We start from the raw sequence: 20,232 nt of genomic DNA on the forward strand, positions 1-20,232 counted from the left end.
GGAGTTATTATTTGAGCGGGCAGAATCATATACCTTTTTTCGAGATGTTTTCCTGCTGCCGGGACACGCTTTCCGGCACCCTGGAAAACTCTTTTGTCGTCTCCGCCACGGTGGACAAGACCAAATTGGCAATGAAGCTCACGCTGCTGCTGCCGCAGCCCATCGCGCCGATCGACATCGCGATGATCGAGCAGGGCATCAAAGCGGAATTCGGCCTTAACGCCGTCTCCGTCCTGCCGGTTTACCCCAGGAGCGCGGAAAGCGACAGGCGGGCGGAGCGGCGGGCCGACAGAAAGCCCTCTGAAAACCCCGTCATCTACGGCCGGGAAGCGCGGGGCAGCATCACGCCCATGGACAAGGTCACGCTGGAGCTGGGAAAGGTGACGGTACGGGGCGAAGTCTTTGACGCCCAGCCCAGGGAGATCACAAAGCGCAACGCCTGGGTCATGAATTTCGATATCACGGACTACACCGGCTCGGTGCACGTATCGAAGTTCATGACGGAGGAAAATGCCGGAGATATCATCGCTAAAATCAAAAAGGGCATGGTCCTGACGGTCTCCGGCAATCTCGGCTTCAACAGATTCGACGGGGAGCTCACGCTGGAGCCCACCGGCATCGTACGCGCGGAAAAGGAGCCGCGCCTCGACACGGCGGAGGAAAAGCGCGTGGAGCTGCACTTACATACAAAAATGTCCGCCATGGACGCCGTTACCGATACGGGGGACGTCGTCCGCCGGGCCATCGAGTGGGGCCATCCGGCCATCGCCATCACAGACCACGGCGTGGTCCAGTCGTTCCCCGACGCCATGAAGGCCGCCGGCGACAAAATCAAGGTGCTCTACGGCGTGGAGGGCTATTATATCAACGATGTGGACGACAAGCTGGCGGTGTTCGGCGACTGCGCCGGCGGCTTTGAGGACGAGATCGTCGTCTTCGATATCGAGACGACGGGCCTTAAGTCCCAGTCGGACACCATCACGGAAATCGGCGCCGTCGTCATGAAGGACGGCAAGGAGATCGACAGGTTCCAGACGTTTGCCGACCCGGGCATGCATATCCCGCCCAACATCACCCAACTGACCGGCATCACCGACGCCGACGTGAAGGGGGCGCCGTCCCAGGAGGAGGCCGTGCGCGCCTTTTTAGGGTTTGCCGGGGGCAGAACACTCTGCGCGCACAACGCGAGCTTTGACATCGGCTTTATTTACGAGGCCTGCGGTCGGTACGGCATCGATTTTGAACCCCGGTACATCGACACGCTCGCCGCGGCGCGGGCGCTGCTGCCCGACCTGAAAAGCCACCGGCTCAACACCCTGGCGGACTTCTTCTCCCTGCCGGAATTCAACCACCACAGGGCGTCCGACGACGCGGTGACGGCGGGCCTTGTGCTGATGAAGCTGTTCGAGCGCCTCAGGAAAAACGGCGTGACCGATATCGCCGATATCAACGGCTTTATCACCCGCTCCCGGGCCGGCGTCAAGAAGGGCCGCTTCAAGCCGAAGCATATCATCCTGCTGGCGCGGACCCAGGCCGGCGTTAAAAATATGTACAAGCTCATCACGAAGAGCCACCTGGACCACTTCAACAGATACCCGATCATCCCGAAAAGCGAGCTCCAGGCCCTCCGGGAGGGAATACTGATCGGCTCGGCCTGCGAGGCCGGCGAGGTATTCAACGCCGTTGTGGAGGGACACAGCCGCCTGGAGCAGCGGCGGCTGGCCGATTTTTACGATTACCTGGAGATCCAGCCGATCAGCAACAACAACTTTATGCTGTTCGGCGAGCACCCGAAGGCGAAAAACACCGAGGACCTGCGCAACTTCAACAGGCGGATCATCGAGCTGGGACGGGAACTCCAAAAGCCCGTGGTCGCCACATGCGACGTTCACTTCATGGACCCGCACGAGGAGATTTACCGGCACATCCTTCTGACATCAAAGGGCTTTGAGGACGCGGACAGGGCGCTGCCGCTTTACTTCCGCTCCACAGACGAGATGCTCGAGGAATTTGCCTATCTCGGGAAAGAGACGGCGTATGAGGTCGTGGTGAAGAACACGCGGGCTATCGCGGAGCTCTGTGACGTGGTGCGGCCGCTGCCGCCGGCCAAGACACTGTACGCCCCGAAGATCGAGAACAGCGCCGAGGACCTCAAAAAGCTCGTTTACGACCGCATGCACGAGCTCTACGGCCCGGAGCCGCCGGAGCTCGTCACAAAGCGCGTGGAGACGGAGCTGAACGACATCCTGATGCGCCACTACGACGTCATCTACATGAGCGCCCAGAAGCTCGTGGCCGACTCCCTGGCCCATGGCTATCTCGTCGGCTCCCGGGGCAGCGTCGGCTCGTCCATCGTGGCGTACATGTCCGGCATCACGGAGGTCAACGCGCTGCCGGCCCATTACCGGTGCAAAAAATGCGGGCACTCCGACTTTCAGGCGGGGAAGGGCTACGGCTGCGGCGCGGACATGCCCGATGATAACTGCCCCGTCTGCGGGGAACTGTATTTCAAGGACGGATTCGACATTCCGTTCGAGACGTTTTTGGGCTTCGGCGGCGACAAGGTGCCCGATATCGACCTGAACTTCTCCGGCGAATATCAGGCGAACGCCCATAAATATACCAACGAGCTGTTCGGCTCCGACCACGTGTTCAGGGCCGGGACCATCGGCACCGTGGCCGAGAAGACGGCGTTCGGCTACGTGAAAAAATATCTTGAAAGCGTCGGCCGCAAGGTGCCCCGCGCCGAGGAAAACCGGCTGGCGCAGGGCTGCGTCGGCGTCAAGCGCACCACGGGGCAGCACCCCGGCGGCCTAGTGGTCATTCCCCAGGACATGGAGATCACCGACTTCTGCCCGGCCCAGCACCCGGCGGACGACAGCGACACCGGCATCGTCACCACCCACTTTGAATATCACTGCATGGAGGACAACCTCCTAAAGCTGGACGAGCTGGGCCACGATGACCCCACGATGATCCGCATGCTGGAGGACCTCACGGGCGTCAACGCCAAGGAGATCCCTCTGGACGACCCGGACACCATGGCGATCTTCAAATCACCGGAGCCGCTGCGGCTTGCCCGCGGGGACGAGATCATCGGCGAGACGGGCTCCATCGGCATCCCGGAATTCGGCACGGGCTTTACGCGCCAGATGCTCAATGACACGCAGCCGGACAAATTCGATACGCTGGTGCGCCTGTCGGGCTTCTCCCACGGCACGGACGTGTGGCTGGGCAACGCCAAGGACATCATCTTAAGCGGTACGGCCACCATCAGCGAAACCATCGGCTGCCGCGACGATATCATGCTGTACCTCATATCAAAGGGCATGGAGGAAAAGGCCGCCTTCAAGATCATGGAAAGCGTCCGCAAGGGACGGGGGCTGCCGGAGGGCGCCGAGGAAAAAATGGCCGCCGCCGGCGTGCCGGAATGGTACATAACCTCCTGCAAAAAGATCAAATACCTCTTCCCGAAGGCCCATGCCGTGGCCTACGTGACGATGGCCTTCCGCATCGCGTGGTTCAAGGTCCATGAGCCGCTGGCGTTTTACAGCGCGTATTTCTACCGCCGCAGCCAGAAGGACGGCTTTGACGCCGAGTCCATGACCCGCGGCATCGACGTGGTTCTGGCGAAAATCCGCGAGATCAGAAACAATCCGGGCGCCACGGCCAAGGAGGAGGACCTTCTCACAACGCTGGAGGCGTGCTACGAGTTTTACATGCGCGGCTTTGAATTTGCCGAGATCGACCTTTATGAGTCCGACGCGGTGCGTTTTAAGGTCACCCCCGACGGGCTCCTGCGTCCGCCCTTCGTGGCCATCAGCGGCCTGGGCGAGACGGCGGCGCGGGACATCGTGGCAAACCGCGACGGCCGGCAGTTCATCTCCATCGAGGAATTTTCCATGAGCTGCCCGAAGGTGTCCAAGACGCACATCGAGCAGATGAAAAATCTCGGGGCCCTGGCCGCGATGCCGGAAACGAGCCAGCTGACGCTGTTCTAGGTACATAATGATCGGATCAAAAAAGAGAGGGGTTACCCTCTCTTTTCAGTTTGTAGACAAACCATTTTCGAGATAAAAGCTTCGCAGAACTTCCGCCGCGTGGGATAAAGCCCTTCGGGCTTTATCGACAGGCTTCATCATCGAATCTCCGAAAATCCTCATTGGGCAGCTTGATAAACTGAAGATGCAGGATCGGCAGGAGACCGCTGATATTTTCGATGCACTTCCGGACCTCTGTTTTCTGGGCATCCTGGGGTACGTTGCTGTCCAGCATGGGGCTCCTGATGTAATTGATAAACGCGTTTTTTTCAAGGTCGGCCAGCTCCTTGAGCTTTCCCAGAATATCCTTTGCGACGGCGATGGGAATTCCAAGGTCCAGGAAGTACTTCACAAACCGGCACACAGTCAGGCTGTAGGCAGGAAACTGCGTATCATTTTTATCTTCCGATATAATGATCCGCATTTTAATCAGCGTTTCAAGGTCCTCATCGTTGAACCCGATATCTTTAATCTGCGTTTTGGTCACAGGCGCTTCAGCGCCTTCAAGGGGCAGCAGTCTGTTAACCGACTCCAGAATCTGAAGGCCGAATTCGTTGACAGTGTTGGGATCGTAGCGGATGAGCCGCTTGATCTGATTGAGGGTAAATTCGGATTTCCGCATTTTTTCGATAAACCGCAGCTTTTCAATAAACGCCTCATCATAATAGGCCATGTTCTTCGCAGATTTCTCCGGGGGCGGCAGCAAGCCTTCCTTAATATAAAAATTAATTGTGGCACGCGTTAAATTCGTCAGTTTTTCCAGCTCACGCATTGGTATCTTCTTTCGGTTTTGAGTATCCTCCATACAAATCACCATCCGTTAAAAGTATAAACTATTACTTTTTACATGTCAACGCATTGACACACTGCCTCTTGTTTAGTATGGTGTATCAAGTAATACTTCTTACATTTATACAGGAGAGACCCTATATGAAGCATTCGGCAGAAATTTTTGACCTGGTACAATATTTGTTTGATACGACGGGCTTTAACGACCATCAGCTGCACTGCGTTATCAAGTATAAAAACAAAGTGAACGCAGCCATTATGGAGAAGGCTTTCCGGCTGCTGATTGACGCCGTGCCTATCCTGTCGAGAGTTTACAGAGACCACGGCGGAAATTCATACTGGGAGGATACGAGCGAGCATCGTTATCCCGATTTATTCTCCGTCGTCGACAATGCCAAGGCATTTGATGCGTTTACTTTTTCTAAAACAAGTGAAACGGCCGGACCGCAAATCAAGGGCTGTCTCCTCTTCGGAAAAAGCGATGCGCTGTCGATTGTTATGAACCACATGGTCACCGACGGGGCCGGCATGAAAGAGTGTGCCTGTCTGCTGTCTCAGATATATTCCGGCCTTATTAAAGACCCGGCGTATAAGCCGGACTTTGTAATTGACGGAATCAGGAGCTACAATAAGGTACTTACCGGGCTCCGGCTTCAAGACAGGCTTGGGATTCTTTTTTTCCGCGGCAAGGATAACAATTCGTCCGGCGACGATACGTTCCCCTTATCAGATGGGAGATGTGTGCAGCCTTTTATCTGCACCCATGCGCTAACCCCCGAAAAGCTCCGTGATATCATCGCCTTCAGCAAGCAAAACAACGCCACGGTGAATGATGTGATCCTCACCGCTTATTTTCGCGTGCTTTCTTCCATACCGGGCCTGCAGGGAAAAACACTCAGCGTACCGCTCATGATCGACATGCGCCGTTATTTAGAAGACAAGAGCTTCAGCGCTTTGGCAAATCTGGCGTCGACAGAGATACTGCGTATCGCTGCCAGTCCGGGCGAGACTTTTCTCGAAACCTTAAAAAAGGTCGCCGGTGAGACCGCCGCCATGAAAGGCCGCAGCTTTGGACTCAATTCATTTGTAAAGCTCTATACGCTGTTCAAAATCAGCGGACGCGGCAAGGCCTATAAGCTGCTTGAGAAGCACTTGCGCAACCCCAATATCTGCATCACAAATATCGGCGTCATCGACGCCGGACGCCTGGTTTTCGACGGCGCCGAAATCGATAACGCCTATATTACCGGCTCCATAAAATACCGGCCGCATTTTCAGCTGTCCCTCAGCAGCTTCGGCGATAAAATGACCCTTGCCGTCAACCTGTACGGCGACAGCACGGATCACGAAAAAATCCAGGAGTTTTTGGCGCAAATGGATCGGGCGCTTGACGATGCGGCACCGGTATGATGCCTGACGGGTTTTAAGCGATGTGACGTCATTCAAACAAAGCCGCCGGTTAGAAGCCTGCGGCTCTATCGGCATTTCTGCTGCCATGAACAAAACGTCTTATAAAACAAAGCGATTGTCACTACTCTTTATTTGCGTTAAAATACAGGTAGCAGAATTTTAAGAGCTACCGATTTCAACGCTCGGAAAAGAGACGGATTTATGGCAATCCCACATTACAGGGGCGTCCACTTCAGCGGGGACACCCCGGAGAAGCCCAAAATCACAAAGGCGCTGCTGCTCAGGATACTGTCCTATTTCAGGCCGTACTGGAAGCTCCTTATCGTCATGCTGGCCGCGATCGTCGTCACCTCCGCCCTGGGCGTCGTGTCCCCGCTGCTGACGAAGGACATCATCGATATCGCGCTGCCGAACAGGGACATCCGGCTGCTGGTTTATTATATCCTGCTGACCTTTGGCACGCTGGTGGTCCTCAACCTCGTCACCGTCGGCCAGAGCTATCTGAACACGCTGATCTCCAAGCGGATCATCCGGGACCTGCGCTCGGAGATGTTCAGCCATATGCAGGACATGTCCCTGAAGTTCTTTTCCAACGTCAAGGCGGGAGAGATCAATTCCAGGATCAATAACGACATCGGCGGCATCGAGAGCATTTTTTCAGGCACGCTCATCCAGATCGTCCAGGGCGTGTTCATCTTCGCCACCACGACGGCGACCCTCTTTTATACGAACTGGATGCTGGCCCTCATCAGCCTTTTGACACTGCCGCTGTTCCTGGCCCCCACCAGGAAGGTGGGGAAAACGCGCTGGAAGATCGCGGGCGAGACCCAGTCAAAGCTGGCGGAGCTGACGACGCTCATCACCGAGACCCTGAACGTGAGCGGGACGCTGCTGATAAAGCTCTTCACCCGGGAGAAGGATAAAAGCCGGGAATTTGAAAAGATCAACGAGGAGGTCACGCAGCTGGGCATCCGGGAGGCCGTGGTAGGGCGCTGGTTTTTCATGACGCTGCAGACCTTTGTGGCCCTGGGCCCCATGCTCATTTACCTTTTCGGCGGCCTTATCCTGATCAAGTACCAGACCGTCACCATCGGCGGCATCGTGATGTTTGTGACGCTGCTAGGCCGGCTGTACGGGCCGGTGAACACCTTTGCCAACATCCATGTGGACGTGGTGCGGTCCATGGCGCTCTTCGAGCGCATTTTCCAGTATTTCGACCTCAAGAGCGAGATCAGTGAAAAGCCCGATGCCGTCGACGTGCGCGGGATCAAGGGCTTTATCAGGTTTGAGGGCGTCGGTTTTTCCTATAACGAAAAATCCGCCGTGCTCAGCGACATCACCTTTGAAATCGTGCCGGGGCAGATGGCGGCGTTTGTGGGCCCCAGCGGCGCGGGCAAAACGACGATCACCTACCTCGTCCCGCGGCTTTACGACGTCACGGAGGGCGCGGTGCTGATCGACGGCACCGACGTGCGGGATATGACGCTCACGTCGCTGCGCGGCCAGATCGGCATGGTGACGCAGGACACATACCTGTTCAACGCGTCCATCCGGGAAAATCTCCTGCTGGCAAAGCCCGACGCCACGGAGGAGGAGCTTGTCTCCGCCTGCAGGACGGCCAATATCCACGATTTCATCGCCGCCCTCCCCGACGGCTATGACACCGCGGTCGGGGACCGGGGCATCAAGCTCTCCGGCGGCGAAAAGCAGCGCATTTCCATCGCGAGAACGCTTTTGAAAAACCCCGGCATCGTCATTTTCGACGAGGCCACCTCGTCCCTGGACTCCAATTCGGAGTCGCTCATACAGCAGGCGGTGGAGCCGCTTTTGAAATCCCGCACCAGCCTCGTCATCGCCCATCGCCTGTCCACCATCGTCTCGGCGGACGTCATCTTTGTCGTCAAGGACGGCCGCATCGCCGAGCGCGGCAGCCATCACGAGCTGCTGCAGGCCGGCGGGGTCTATAAGGAGCTGTACGACAAGCAGTTCGGCGCCATGTATGAGGCGGCCGATTAATATATCCGGCGGACCGGCATATTAATAAAGCGATCAGACACCTGATATGACGCTGTAAGGATGAAGCCGATGCAAATTAACGACAAATCCCTGAACGAATGGACAATCGACGATATTATGACCCTCATCGGCGACGAGCAATGGCGGGAGTCGTCGACGATCGACTACAAGCGGGAGTTCAAGGCCCGGGACGAGGGCTTTAAAAAGGACGTCTGCGCGTTTGCCAACGCCCAGGGCGGCTATTTGTTCATGGGCATCGACGAGGACGACGGGCTGGCCACCGCCGTGGCCGGCATCGAGAATGTGGGCATCGACAGCTTCAATCTCGGCATCAGCAACGCCCTGTCCTCCAGCATCGAGCCCTCCCGCCCGGCCTATGAGTCGCACCTGATCCCGATGGAAAACAACAAATGCGTCCTGATCATCCATGTCTTCGAGGGCTACGACAAGCCGTACCGGGTCCGGAACGAGGGCCGCTTCTGGATTCGGGGCAACGCCGGGAACGAGGTGATGAGCTATCTCGTCATCGAGGAGATGTTCCTCCGGACAAACGCGCAGAAAGACAAGCTGGGGCAGATGATCGACGCGCGGCTGTCTTTTCTTAAGGAGCCGAACAACCCGCTGTACATCCAGTACCACGGCAGCCCCTTTCTGGCGCTGCATTTTATGCCCCTGTCCTCGATTTCCGGACACGAGAAGCGATACCCCATCAAAAATTACTTTGAAAACTCCGACGCGCTCTTCGGGCTTGAGGGCACCGAGGCCGGCAGGCTGTTCAAGGCGGCGCAGTCAAAGATCAATATGGACGGCCTCGTCAAATTCAGCGCCGGCGGCGGCAAAATGTCCCACATCCAGCTGTTCTGGAACGGCATCGTGGAGCTGGCGTCCAACAGGAGCTTCAGCGAGGGGCGCGGCGCCATCGCGGCGCCGCATTTCAGGGCGGATTTGATGTGCGGCGTGATCCCCGGCCTTGTGAGCGCCGTTATCGGATATTACGAAACAATCGGCATGAACGAGCCGTTTTCCACGGTGCTGAGCATTGAAAACGCCGGCGGCTACCTCGCCTCGGTCAGCCCGCGGCTGTCCGCCACCATCGACCGGGCCCGCCTCAGGACGCTCGCCGTCCGGATCGGCGAAAAAAGCGCGGACGCGGTTCAGGCCGACATCGACGCGCTCTTGGATGAATTCGGCTATCTTATCGGGATCAATAACTTCCACGCGGTGGAGACCCGCTCCCGCGGTTAATTTCCTCCTGCCCGCCTCTTATCATTTGGCCGTGACGGCGAATATGATAAATGGTGACAGGAGGATATTTTTATGCTCATACATATTGTAAAACCAGGAGACACGCTCCGGCAGCTGGCGGGCCGCTACGGCGTCACCATGGCGGCGGTCGCCGCGGTGAACTCTTTGCCGGACTTGAACCGGCTGGCCGTGGGCGAAGCGCTGGTCATCCCGACGGAGGATATGAATTACACCGTGAAATCGGGGGATTCGCTCTGGCGCATCGCGGATACGCTGGGCACGACCGTGCAGGCCATTATCCGGAAAAACCCGGACGTCGACCCCAACCGCCTGACCCCGGGACAGGTCCTGTACATCCCCGCGGGCCGCTATACGGTCAGGACGGGCGATACGCTTTATGGCATCGCCCGGCGCTACGGCGTTCCTCTCGAGCGCCTTTTGCAGGCCAACGGGATTTCCGACCCGAACCTGATCTACCCGGGGACCGTGCTTGTGATCCCACTGAAAAGACAGCGGCCCGGCATCGACGTGAACGGCTACATCTATGTTTTCGGGCAGGAGGCCGTCCCGATCGTCACCGAGGCCGCCGGCAGCCTAACCTATCTGACGCCGTTTGCGTATCTCATCCGGGAGGACGGCAGCCTCCAGGAGGTGGACGACACTCCCGCCATCGCGGCCGCTTACCGCGGCAACGTCGTCCCCATGATGTGCCTGACCAACTTTACCTCGACGTCGCTGGGGGATAATCTGGCGCACGCGGTCCTGTCGAACCCGCAGGTTGTTGAAAGGCTCCTTGACAACGTGATCGGCGCCATGCAGTATAAGGGGTATCTGGCGCTGAACATTGACTTTGAAGCCGTGCTCCCGGCCGACCAGGAGCTGTACAACAGCTTTCTCCAGCGGGCCGTGGACCGCCTGCATCCGCTGGGGTACCAGGTTTCCTCCGCCCTCGCGCCGAAATACAGCGCGGCGCAGGCCGGCGCCTTATACGAAGCGCACGATTATGCCGCCCACGGCAGAATCCTCGACTTCGTCATACTGATGACGTACGAATGGGGCGCCCGCAGGGGCGAGCCGCAGGCGATTTCGCCGCTCAACGCCATCAGGCGCGTGCTGGATTACGCCGTGACCGTCATCCCCAGAGATAAGATTTTCTTCGGCTTTCAGATCTATGCCAGGGATTGGCTCCTGCCGCACGTGGCCGGGCAGGAGGCCGAAACGTTCAGCTGCGAGGAGGCCCGGCTCCGGGCCGTCCGGTACGGCGCCGAGATCCAATTCGACGAGGCGTCCCAGTCGCCGTATTACAGATATACGGACGAGCGGGGCCGGGGGCACATCGTCTGGTTTGAGGACGCGCGCAGCGCTCAGGCGAAATTCGACACCGTGAAGGCTTACGGCCTGAGAGGCATCAGTTACTGGGCTTTAGGCTACCCCTTCCCGCAGAATTGGGCGCTGCTGAACGACAATTTTACGGTGCGCAAGCTGCTGGGGACGTAAGTCCCCCTCTTTTCCAGCGCCATAAGGCATCAACAGCACCTCGAATCGGCTTGATTTCAGGTGCTGTTCATTATTTTTCATAAATTAGTAATAATTATTATTATTGAATTTCTCATTTCTGTACATTTCTTTTTGCGGAAATATACTATATAATCCTTATCAGTAATAATTACTATTATTGTTTAGGAGATGCGCTTATGGATTACATGACGGTTAAGGAAGCCGCTGAAAAATGGGGCGGCGGCAGCAGAATGGCGGCGCTCTACTGTACCCGCGGCCGGATTGACGGCGCCGTAAAAAAGGGCAACATGTGGCTGGTGCCAAGCGGGGCTCCAAAGCCCCGGGACTGCCGGAAGGAAGGCAGCCGGTAAATAATCGCCCGCGATGAAGCACCCGGAACAGAAACAGAACCGAAGGGAATGACCATCATGAATAGAAAAAGGCCCCTGGAGGCCGGCGCGGATAACGGCGGCACTCCCGTGAAGCTGCCCTTTTTCAGGCGCCTCGGCTTCAAGCTGGCGGTTTTCACCGCCTGCGGTATTTTACTTGTGGGCCTCTTTACCCTCATCTACATGTCGACCATCTACCGCGGGGTCGTGGACCAGATCAATACCGACCGCAGCCATATGGCTCTTGTGACGATGGAGACGGTTTTCGGCGATTACGAGCTCCGCTCCAAAAAGGCCGCAGACGTCGTTTCCAGCGCCACGGCCGTGGTGGACGCCGTGAAAGGCGGCAATAAGGCGGATGTGCTTTCCGCCGTCAACGGCGTGATCGACACCGTCCAGCTGGATGTTGATTTTATCAACGTGACCGACGCCAGGGGAAACGTCATAACGAGCACCCTTGACAGCGGGGCCGGGGATTCGGCCGTCGACAAAAGCGGCATCCCGGCGGCGCTGGCCGGTCAGACCGTCACACACACCGGGGCCGACGCACAGGCGCAGTTGGGCATCCGCACCGACACGCCGGTCAAAAACGCGCAGGGAGACGTTATCGGCGTTATTTCGGCAGGTTATTCCCTGGTAAAGCCCGACGTGGTGGACCGCCTCAAGAAGATGACCGGCAACGAGTTCACCGTGTTTATCGGCGACACGCGCGCCAATACGACGATTATAAAGGACGGGGAGCGGGTCGTCGGCACGACGCTCGATCCCAAGATCGCGGATGCCGTGCTGGGCAAAAAGACCGTTTACCTGGGCCAGGCGGATATTCTAGGCGCGCCTTACGCCACGGCCTACCAGCCGATACTGGATATCGACGGCAACGCCATCGGCGTTTATTATCTCAGGCGTCCCCATCTCGGCCGTGAACGCGCTGATGGACAGGTCGGCCGTCATATCCGCGGTGATCGTGCTGGTGCTGATCGCGGCTGTGATTTCGGTACTGCTGGTTTTTGTGCGGCGGGTCATATCGAGGCCGGTTGCCGCCATGTCCAGGGTCGCCTCTGAGCTCTCCCGCGGGAATCTGGACCTGGAGCTCGGCTTTACCGCCAGGGATGAGCTGGGCATATTGGCGGGCGCGCTCCGCACCACGGTCTCTTCCCTGAAAAGCTATATCGGCGATATCTCCGACAAGCTCGGGCAGATGTCCGGCGGGGATATGCGGGTAAACGTGGACCTGGACTATATCGGCGACTTTGCCGCCATCAAGGGAGCCATGGTGCACATCGCCTCGAACCTGAACGAGACGCTTGCCCGTATCGGCGGCGCGGCGCGCCAGGTCAGCGCCGGCGCCTCTCAGGTCGCGGACGGGGCGCAGGAGCTGTCGAGAGGCTCCACAGAGCAGTCGGCCTCCATTGAAAATCTCAACGACGCCCTTTCCAAAATTGCCGGGGACGCTTTGGAGAATTCCGAGAGCGTCAAAGAAGCGGCGGGTTATGCGGCGCAGGCCGGGGACAGCGCCAATGCCGGAAACGCGCATATGGGCCGGCTGACGGCGGCGATGGCCAACATCGGCGTGGCGTCAAATCAGATCACAAACATCACAAAGGTCATGGAGGATATCGCGTTCCAGACCAATATCCTCGCCCTGAACGCCTCCATCGAGGCCGCCCGGGCCGGCAGCGCCGGAAAGGGCTTTGCCGTTGTGGCGGACGAAGTCCGTTCTCTTGCCGCCAAATCCGCCGAGGCGGCCAGGCAGACCGCCGACCTCATTTCCGTCTCCGTCAGCACCGTTTCCGAGGGGACGCAGATCACGGCCCAGGCAGCGCAGGTCCTCCGCGACGCGGCGGAAAAGGCGCAGAAGGTCAACGACAGCATTACAAAAATCGACCGCGCTTCCGCCGAGCAGGCGGCCGCCATCGAACAGGTCAGGACCGGGCTGAGCGAAATTTCCACTGTTGTGCAGATCAACGCCGCCGCGGCCGAGGAAAACTCCGCTACCAGCGAGGAAATGTCCACCCTTGCCGCCATGCTGCGCGAGCAGGTCGCCAAATTCAGGCTGAATAACGATGAGAGCGCCGACCAGGTCTCATCCGTCCAGGTGCACCCGGCGCTTTTGGAAACCGTTTCGGATTTCGGAAAGTATTAACGCAGCTCCCTCGGGCAACTGTACGGCAAAAACGGCGGGGGGGTTTTCACCCCGCCGCAAGTATTGGCCTTTAAATTTTACAATTTCTCTTCCAGTATATCCGCGATTCTCCTGGAGGCGTATCCGTCGCCGTAGGGGTTGGAGGCGTGGCTCATGGCGTCGTAGGCGGCCTTGTCGACGAGGAGCGTTTTGAATTCGCGGTAGATGGTCTCCTCGTCGGTGCCGGTGAGCTTTAAGGTCCCGGCGGCGACGCCCTCGGGGCGCTCCGTCGTATCCCGGAGGACGAGGACGGGCTTGCCCAGGGACGGGGCTTCCTCCTGTATCCCGCCGCTGTCGGTGAGGATGATATACGACCGCGCCAGGAAGTTGTGGAAATCCAGCACGTCCAGCGGCTCGATGAGATGCACCCGCCCGTGCCCGCCCAAAACCTCCGACGCCGCCTCCCGGACGGCGGGATTCATATGGACGGGATAGATGATCTTGATGTCGGGAAACTCCTCAACGATCCGGCGGATGGCGCCGAAGATGCGGCGCATGGGCTGGCCGAGATTCTCGCGCCGGTGGGCCGTCAGCATGACGAGGCGGCTGTCGGAGGCCCAATTAAGCTCCGGGTGGCGGTAATCGCGCCGCACCGTGGTCTTCAGGGCGTCGATAGCGGTGTTGCCGGTGACGAAGATCGACGCCTCGGCTTTGCCCTCCTTGAGGAGATTGGCCTTTGAGACCTCCGTGGGGGCGAAGAGGAACCGGGTGACGATGTCCACGGCCTGGCGGTTGAACTCCTCCGGGAACGGGGAGGCGATGTCATAGGTGCGCAGGCCGGCCTCCACATGCCCGACGGGGATGTTCATATAAAAGCAGGCCAGGGCGGCGGCGAACGTGGTGGTGGTATCGCCGTGGACGAGGACGACGTCGGGCTTTGTGCCGCTTAAAATCCCCTGCATGCCGCGCATGACCTTTTCGGTGACATCAAAGAGCGTCTGCTTGTCCGTCATGACGGACAGGTCATAGTCCGGCGTGACGCCGAAGGCCTCCAGCACCTGACTGAGCATTTCCCGGTGCTGACCGGTGACGCAGACGCGCGTTTCGATATCGGATCGTGCCTTCAGCTCCAGGACGAGGGGGCACATTTTGATCGCTTCCGGCCGCGTGCCGAAAACGAGCATGACTTTTTTCATGGAGTAACCTCGATCATTTTATCTTTAATTTAAACGCCCCAGCTGCCGAGATATTTTTTCTGCTCGCCGGTCAGCGTGTCGATGGCAAGGCCGCAGGCGGAGAGCTTTTTTATGGCGACGGCCGTGTCGATCTCCTCCGGCACCGGGATAACGCCGGGAGACAGCGTCCCCCGGTGGTCGGCGAGGTACTTGGCGGAGAGCGCCTGGATGGCAAAGCTCATGTCCATGATTTCCACGGGGTGCCCGTCGCCGGAGGCGAGGTTCACAAGCCGGCCCTCGGCCAGCACAAAGAGCGTTTTGCCGCCCTGGAGCGTGTAGCCCATGATATTCGGCTTCTGGGGGTCTTTTTTAACGGCGTGCTCCTCGAGATACTTGACGTCGACCTCCACGTTGAAGTGGCCGGCGTTGCACATCACGGCCCCGTCCTTCATAAGTCCGAAATGCTTTTCGGTGATGATATCGCGGCAGCCGGTGGCGGTGATAAAGAGGTCGCCGCGCTTTGCCGCCTCGGCCATGGGCATCACCTCAAAGCCGTCCATCATCGCCTCCAGGGCCTTTACCGGGTCGACCTCGGTGACGATGATGCGCGCGCCGAAGCCGCGCCCCCGCATGGCGATGCCCTTGCCGCACCAGCCGTAGCCGGCCACGACGACGTCCTTCCCGGCCACGATGAGATTCGTCGTGCGGTTGATGCCGTCCCACACCGACTGGCCCGTGCCGTAGCGGTTGTCGAACAGGTATTTGCACTGGGCGTTGTTGACGGTGATCATCGGGAATTTCAACAAACCGTCCCGCGCCATGGCGTGCAGGCGCATGACGCCCGTGGTCGTCTCCTCGCAGCCGCCGATGATGTCCGGGATGAGGTGCGTCAGCTTTGTGTGGACGAGGTTCACAAGGTCTCCGCCGTCGTCGATGATGATGTTCGGCCCCGTCTCCAGTGCCGCGGTGAGATGGCGCTCATATTCTTCGGTCGTGGCGCCGTGCCAGGCGTAGACGTCGATGGGGCCGTCATGCCCGTTCCCCACGGCCAGCGCCGCGGCCACGTCATCCTGGGTGGACAGGGGATTGCAGCCCGTGACGTGCATCTCGGCGCCCGCGGCCTGCATCACGCGGCAGAGGCTGGCCGTCTTGGCCTCCATATGGACGGAGAGCGTCACCTTCAGCCCCTTGAAGGGCTTTGTGACGGACAGCTCCTTTTCGATGCTGTTTAAAAGTGGCATATTCCGGCGTGCCCAGGCGATTTTCCTCTCGCCGGACGCCGCCAGGGATTTATCTCGAATTTCGCTCATCGTGTCCCGATCCTTTCGCAGACCCTGTTTGCTTCAAACAGGACCTTTTCTCTGTCAATCGTCGTAAAGCTTCTGTTTTCCATAAGAATTTTGCCGCCCACCATGACGGTCTCGACCTCCGTGCCGGTCGCGGAGTAAACAAGCGCGGCAATGGGATCGTTCAGCGGCTGGATATTCGGGCGGTCGGGGTCGAATATGACGAGGTCCGCCTTATAGCCGGCCTTGATTTCGCCGACACCCACGAGCCCCAGCGCCCTGGCGCCGTTTTTCGTGGCGATACTGAGGGCCTCCGGCGCGGTAATCATCTGCGGGTCGCCCGTCGTGCCCTTGTGAATAAGGGACAGGAGCCCCAGCTCCCGGAACATATTTAAGGTGTTGTTGCTGGAGGCGCCGTCGGTGCCCAGCGCCACGTTGACGCCGGCCTTTATCAGCTTCGGCACCGGGGCCACGCCGTTGGCGAGCTTTAAATTGCTCACGGGGTTTGTGGCCACGGAGACACCGCGCCGGGCCAAAAGCGCGATATCGCTGTCCGTCAGGTGCACGCAGTGGGCGGCGACGGTCCGGTCTGTCAAAAGGCCGCACCCGTCCATGAGCTCCGGCGGCGTACAGCCGTACTTTTCCCGGATGGTCTCGATCTCACTCCGACTCTCGGAGATGTGGGTGTGGATGCGGAGGCCCAGGCGCCCAGCCTCGGCGGCCACATCCTTTTGATAGACGTCGTCGCAGGTGTACGGGGCGTGGGGCGCCAGCATGAAGCTGATATTTTCAAAGCCCCGCCATTTCTCGAGCTCGGCAAACGCCTCGTTGAGCCGCATCTGCCCGCCCTCGGCGTTGTCCCGGCCGCCCACGAGGCCGCGGGCGAGAACGGCGCGGATGCCCGTTGTGTGGGCCGCCCTGGCCGTCGCGTCCACAATGGGATACATGTCGCTGAACGCCGTTGTGCCGGTGGACAGCATTTCCATAAAGCCCAGGAGCGTACCCCAGTAGCAGTCCTCCTGCGTGAGCTTATCCTCCAGCGGCAGAATCCTGCCGAAGAGCCAGTCGTTGAAGGTCAGATCGTCCGCGCAGTTGCGGAAGAGCGTCATGTAGACGTGGGTGTGGGCGTTGACGAGGCCCGGCATCAGGATTTTCCCCGAGCCCAGAATGGTCTTTTCGGCCTTGAAGCCCTCAGGGGCCGCGTCGATCGCCGCGATGACGCCGTCTTTGATATAGACCGTTGCGACCTTCACCCCGTCGGGCAGGACGGCGAGAATGTCCCGGATGATGATATTCATAAAAGCCCTCCAAAGAAAATATGAGGTCCCGTTTTTTTACCAATATATCATCTGTGCGGCCCGATTACAACAGCAAAGGACCGGCGCGCCGGTACGATTGATGTGATATTCGCCGCCCGTTATGCTGAAAAAGCATAAAATCAGGCGTCCCCGGCCGGGGACGCCCTTGGTTTGATATCAAAGCTTATAAGACATACAGCGCCAGGACCCACGCGAGGGCGGTTGCAGCCGCGCCGAAAGCGGCAAAGGCGGGTGCGGGCAGTCTGGGCAATCGTCTTTTTTTGATATGATACCGGACGTAATTGTCGGCTACCTCCTGCGCCTGCTTGATGATCTCGTCGCCTGTCACGCCGCCGCCGCGGAGCGCTTCCTCCTTGACGATGAATATCGCCTCTTCAAAAAGATGGCGGTCCGGCGACTTGATAACAATGACGCGGCGCGATACACCTTTTACCACTTCCATCACACCCCTACACGATTTGGTAACATTTTGCCCGTTTAGGTGGTGGAATATACAGGTAACAAAGGGGCTTATTCTCTCTCCGTGACGAAGATGGCGATAACCGTCATATCGTCCTCCGCGCCGACCTTCGGCGACGCCGCTTCAATGATCGAGGCCGCCAGCTCCCGCGGCTCCTTTCCCTCATATTTGGCGATATGCTCGCAAAGCCAGTCGTCCTCGAGGCCGGCGGTGACGCCGTCGCTGACGATGACCGCGGCGGAGCCGGCCTTCAGCTCCATTTTCAGCTGGTCGGGCGCGTCGTGCGGCGGCACGCCGAGGCCGGCGGCGAGGCTCTTGCCCTTCATCCGCCGCACGGTGCTGCCGTGGCGGAGGTAAGACGGCGCGGCGCCGTACTTGAACATGCGGGCGGAGCCCGTAAAGAGGTTGATGCAGACAAGGTCGACGGTGGCGCAGCCGGTGTCGTCCTCATTTTTCAAAAGCATCAGGTCGTTTAAAAGCCGTACCGCCGTCTCCGGCGCCACGCCAGAGCGCAAAAACCGCTCCAGTATCCGCACGGCGTCTCCGGAATAGCGCGCGGCCTGATCGCCGGTGCCCATCCCGTCGGACAGGACGACATACAGGATGCCCTCGTCCGTCTTGAAATAGGCGCCCTTGTCGCCGCTCTGCTCCTTTTCGTTTTTCTTCTTGCTGCAAATGCCGACGGACGCCGCCAGGGGCTCGGCCTCCAGAAGGAATATCCTGTCGGACTCCGGCGGGCCGTCCACGGTGCACAGCCGGACATTGAAGACCGCCGACAGCCGGTCGAGATAGTCGGGGATTTTTTTCAGGGCGCCAAAGTTGGCGCCGAAAATCTCCCCATGCAGCCGGCCGCTGCGGTCCCGGAACACGGCCGTCTCGGCCTGGACATTGACGCTGCGGAGATACTTCCGAAGGCGGCTCTCCAGCTCCGGCTCAAAGCTTGACCCGCCGCCCAACTCGTCGGAGATGCCCTTTAGTATGGCGGAGATGTCGGCGTACTGGTTGAAGGCGGCGCTCTGGTTTTCCCGCAGCCGCTTTTTATACTGGCGGCGGTACAGCAGCGCCTTGAGCTCCTGATTGGCCGCCTTTGTAAATTCGCCGACATTGATGCAGGAGCGCCTGAAATATTCCGGCAGGTCGTCCTCCAGCAGGCTGCCGCGCCCCATCATGGCCGCGGTGGCGTTGTTCATGGCGTCGACGGTCTGCTGGTAGTCGTGGTGCCAGCACTTGGCCGTTTTCGTGCAGGACAGGCATACCACGTCGGCGGCCCTGTCGAAAACCGTGGCCACGTCGCCGTCGTTCACGCCCTCCCCGACCGCCGTTTTCACGGTTTCATACAGGTCCTTGAAAGCCAGGGCCGTCTGGTCGACGCGGCCTTTCGTGTATTCCCGCGCCCGGATGATGCCGAAGCCGGAGCCCGTCCCCGGCAGGAGCACCGACAGGCGCGACATAAAGGACGGCGGCAGCACCATGAAGATGACGGAAGCGATAAATACCTCGTATAAAATGCCCGGGACGCCGGCGTTTCCGATGGAGACCGCCGCGACAACGGCGTCCACCAGCACATAGGAGAGCGCGAAAACGAGCTTGCTCCGCTTTGAGAATATCCCCGAGATCATTCCGGCCAGGCCGTACGCCGTGCAGAACATCGGCGCGGCGCCCGAGGCGGCGTCCATCGCCAGCCCCACGGAGATGCCCGTGGCGCAGCCCATGCCGACCCCGCCCTTAAAGGCGGCCAGGAAGACGAGGAGGGTGGCCAGCGTGCGGCCGACCGAGATGACGCCGAGTATTTTGAGCTGCGCCAGGGACAGGAGCAGCGTCGATATCAAAATCAGGACGCTGACGGTGTGGACGATCTCCGAGCCCTGCTCCAGGTTAAAGCGCCCGGACCACGGCGACAGCGCCGTTTTGTAGAAATACGCGCTGGCGCCCGCCAAAACCGTATCCGACAGCAGCAGCGCCACGGCCGGCAGGGCCCACCCGTCGTCAAACGCCGGGACGATATCGACGCACAGCGTGACAAACGCGGCGAAGGCCGGCATGAACCAGGCGGTGTGGAAGACGCCCGTGTCCCTGAAGACCACGACCGCCGTACAGACGATGACGGCGATACATATGTATTTGATGGCCCAGAACATGGAGCCGCTGAGCAGATATCCTCCGACGGCGCCGAGGAGCGACGCGGCGCTGCCGGAGGCACTGCCGGCTGCCGCCGTAAAGCCGACGGCAAACGGCGCGATCCCGGAAAAAATCTGCGATCCGGAGAGCACGAACGCCATTGCGAAGCGCACGAAACATTCCACAAGCAGCGGCCTGTCCATTCTCGTCAGCGCGGCGGTACCCCTTCCCGGCGAGGTGGCCCTTAACTCAGAAAGCTTGTTCATAAGCGTATTTCCGGCCATAGAAATCGTCCTTTCAGAAGGGGCATATTTGCCTTAAAGTCGTCATAAAATAGTAACTTAATTCTAAAAGACGCCTCCCGAA

At 59.2% G+C, this 20,232-nt stretch carries 14 protein-coding genes; 8 read left to right on the plus strand and 6 right to left on the minus strand.

The window, feature by feature from the left end; translation table 11 throughout:
* Positions 1 to 11: 11 nt before the first annotated feature.
* Positions 12 to 4,001, plus strand: coding sequence for a PolC-type DNA polymerase III (locus tag BUB60_RS04400; RefSeq protein WP_242941151.1), 3,990 nt, complete (start codon positions 12 to 14; stop codon positions 3,999 to 4,001).
* A 121-nt stretch (positions 4,002 to 4,122) separates the two neighbouring features.
* Here BUB60_RS04400 and BUB60_RS04405 read toward each other — a convergent pair whose 3' ends face one another.
* On the minus strand, positions 4,123 to 4,857 hold the full coding sequence (locus tag BUB60_RS04405; RefSeq protein WP_341444131.1) for a MerR family transcriptional regulator: 735 nt from the start codon (positions 4,855 to 4,857) through the stop codon (positions 4,123 to 4,125).
* Between the two features lie 113 nt (positions 4,858 to 4,970).
* Here BUB60_RS04405 and BUB60_RS04410 point away from each other — a divergent pair, with 113 nt between their 5' ends.
* The 7 genes from BUB60_RS04410 (at position 4,971) to BUB60_RS20580 (ending at position 13,529) form a co-directional block, all read left to right on the plus strand.
* Positions 4,971 to 6,239, plus strand: a complete 1,269-nt coding sequence (locus BUB60_RS04410; RefSeq protein ID WP_073076448.1) for a hypothetical protein — start codon at positions 4,971 to 4,973, stop codon at positions 6,237 to 6,239.
* Positions 6,240 to 6,440: 201 nt separating this feature from the next.
* A complete protein-coding gene (locus BUB60_RS04415; RefSeq protein ID WP_073076449.1) occupies positions 6,441 to 8,255 on the plus strand; it encodes an ABC transporter ATP-binding protein in 1,815 nt (604 codons plus the stop codon).
* Positions 8,256 to 8,324: 69 nt separating this feature from the next.
* Positions 8,325 to 9,500, plus strand: a complete 1,176-nt coding sequence (locus BUB60_RS04420; protein ID WP_073076450.1) for an AlbA family DNA-binding domain-containing protein — start codon at positions 8,325 to 8,327, stop codon at positions 9,498 to 9,500.
* 72 nt (positions 9,501 to 9,572) lie between these two features.
* Positions 9,573 to 10,997, plus strand: a complete 1,425-nt coding sequence (locus tag BUB60_RS04425; RefSeq protein WP_073076451.1) for a glycoside hydrolase family 18 protein — start codon at positions 9,573 to 9,575, stop codon at positions 10,995 to 10,997.
* A 197-nt stretch (positions 10,998 to 11,194) separates the two neighbouring features.
* Entirely contained in the window at positions 11,195 to 11,368 is a 174-nt protein-coding gene (locus tag BUB60_RS04430; protein ID WP_073076452.1) for a MerR family transcriptional regulator, read from the plus strand.
* Between the two features lie 57 nt (positions 11,369 to 11,425).
* Positions 11,426 to 12,448 (plus strand): cache domain-containing protein, encoded by a 1,023-nt coding sequence (locus BUB60_RS20575; RefSeq protein WP_159435341.1) that lies wholly within the window; start codon positions 11,426 to 11,428, stop codon positions 12,446 to 12,448.
* A complete protein-coding gene (locus BUB60_RS20580) occupies positions 12,429 to 13,529 on the plus strand; it encodes a methyl-accepting chemotaxis protein (RefSeq protein ID WP_242941158.1) in 1,101 nt (366 codons plus the stop codon). The genes BUB60_RS20575 and BUB60_RS20580 overlap by 20 nt, the downstream gene beginning before the upstream one ends.
* A 77-nt stretch (positions 13,530 to 13,606) precedes the next feature.
* Here BUB60_RS20580 and wecB read toward each other — a convergent pair whose 3' ends face one another.
* The 5 genes from wecB to BUB60_RS04465 form a co-directional block, all read right to left on the minus strand.
* Entirely contained in the window at positions 13,607 to 14,704 is a 1,098-nt protein-coding gene (gene wecB, locus BUB60_RS04445) for a non-hydrolyzing UDP-N-acetylglucosamine 2-epimerase (protein WP_073076455.1), read from the minus strand.
* Between the two features lie 29 nt (positions 14,705 to 14,733).
* The gene (locus tag BUB60_RS04450) at positions 14,734 to 15,993 is read right to left on the minus strand and encodes an adenosylhomocysteinase (protein ID WP_073076456.1); all 1,260 of its coding nucleotides are present in this window, start codon (positions 15,991 to 15,993) and stop codon (positions 14,734 to 14,736) included.
* Positions 15,990 to 17,267, minus strand: coding sequence for an amidohydrolase (locus BUB60_RS04455; RefSeq protein WP_073076457.1), 1,278 nt, complete (start codon positions 17,265 to 17,267; stop codon positions 15,990 to 15,992). The genes BUB60_RS04450 and BUB60_RS04455 overlap by 4 nt, the downstream gene beginning before the upstream one ends.
* Before the next feature lie 184 nt (positions 17,268 to 17,451).
* Positions 17,452 to 17,724: a translation initiation factor 2 gene (locus BUB60_RS04460; RefSeq protein ID WP_423242343.1), complete on the minus strand. Its 273-nt coding sequence runs from the start codon at positions 17,722 to 17,724 to the stop codon at positions 17,452 to 17,454.
* Between the two features lie 74 nt (positions 17,725 to 17,798).
* Positions 17,799 to 20,132 (minus strand): SpoIIE family protein phosphatase, encoded by a 2,334-nt coding sequence (locus BUB60_RS04465; protein ID WP_143162266.1) that lies wholly within the window; start codon positions 20,130 to 20,132, stop codon positions 17,799 to 17,801.
* Positions 20,133 to 20,232: the final 100 nt, after the last annotated feature.

Source organism: Sporobacter termitidis DSM 10068, assembly GCF_900130065.1.
In the GTDB taxonomy this organism is placed as follows: Bacteria; Bacillota; Clostridia; order Oscillospirales; family Oscillospiraceae; genus Sporobacter; species Sporobacter termitidis.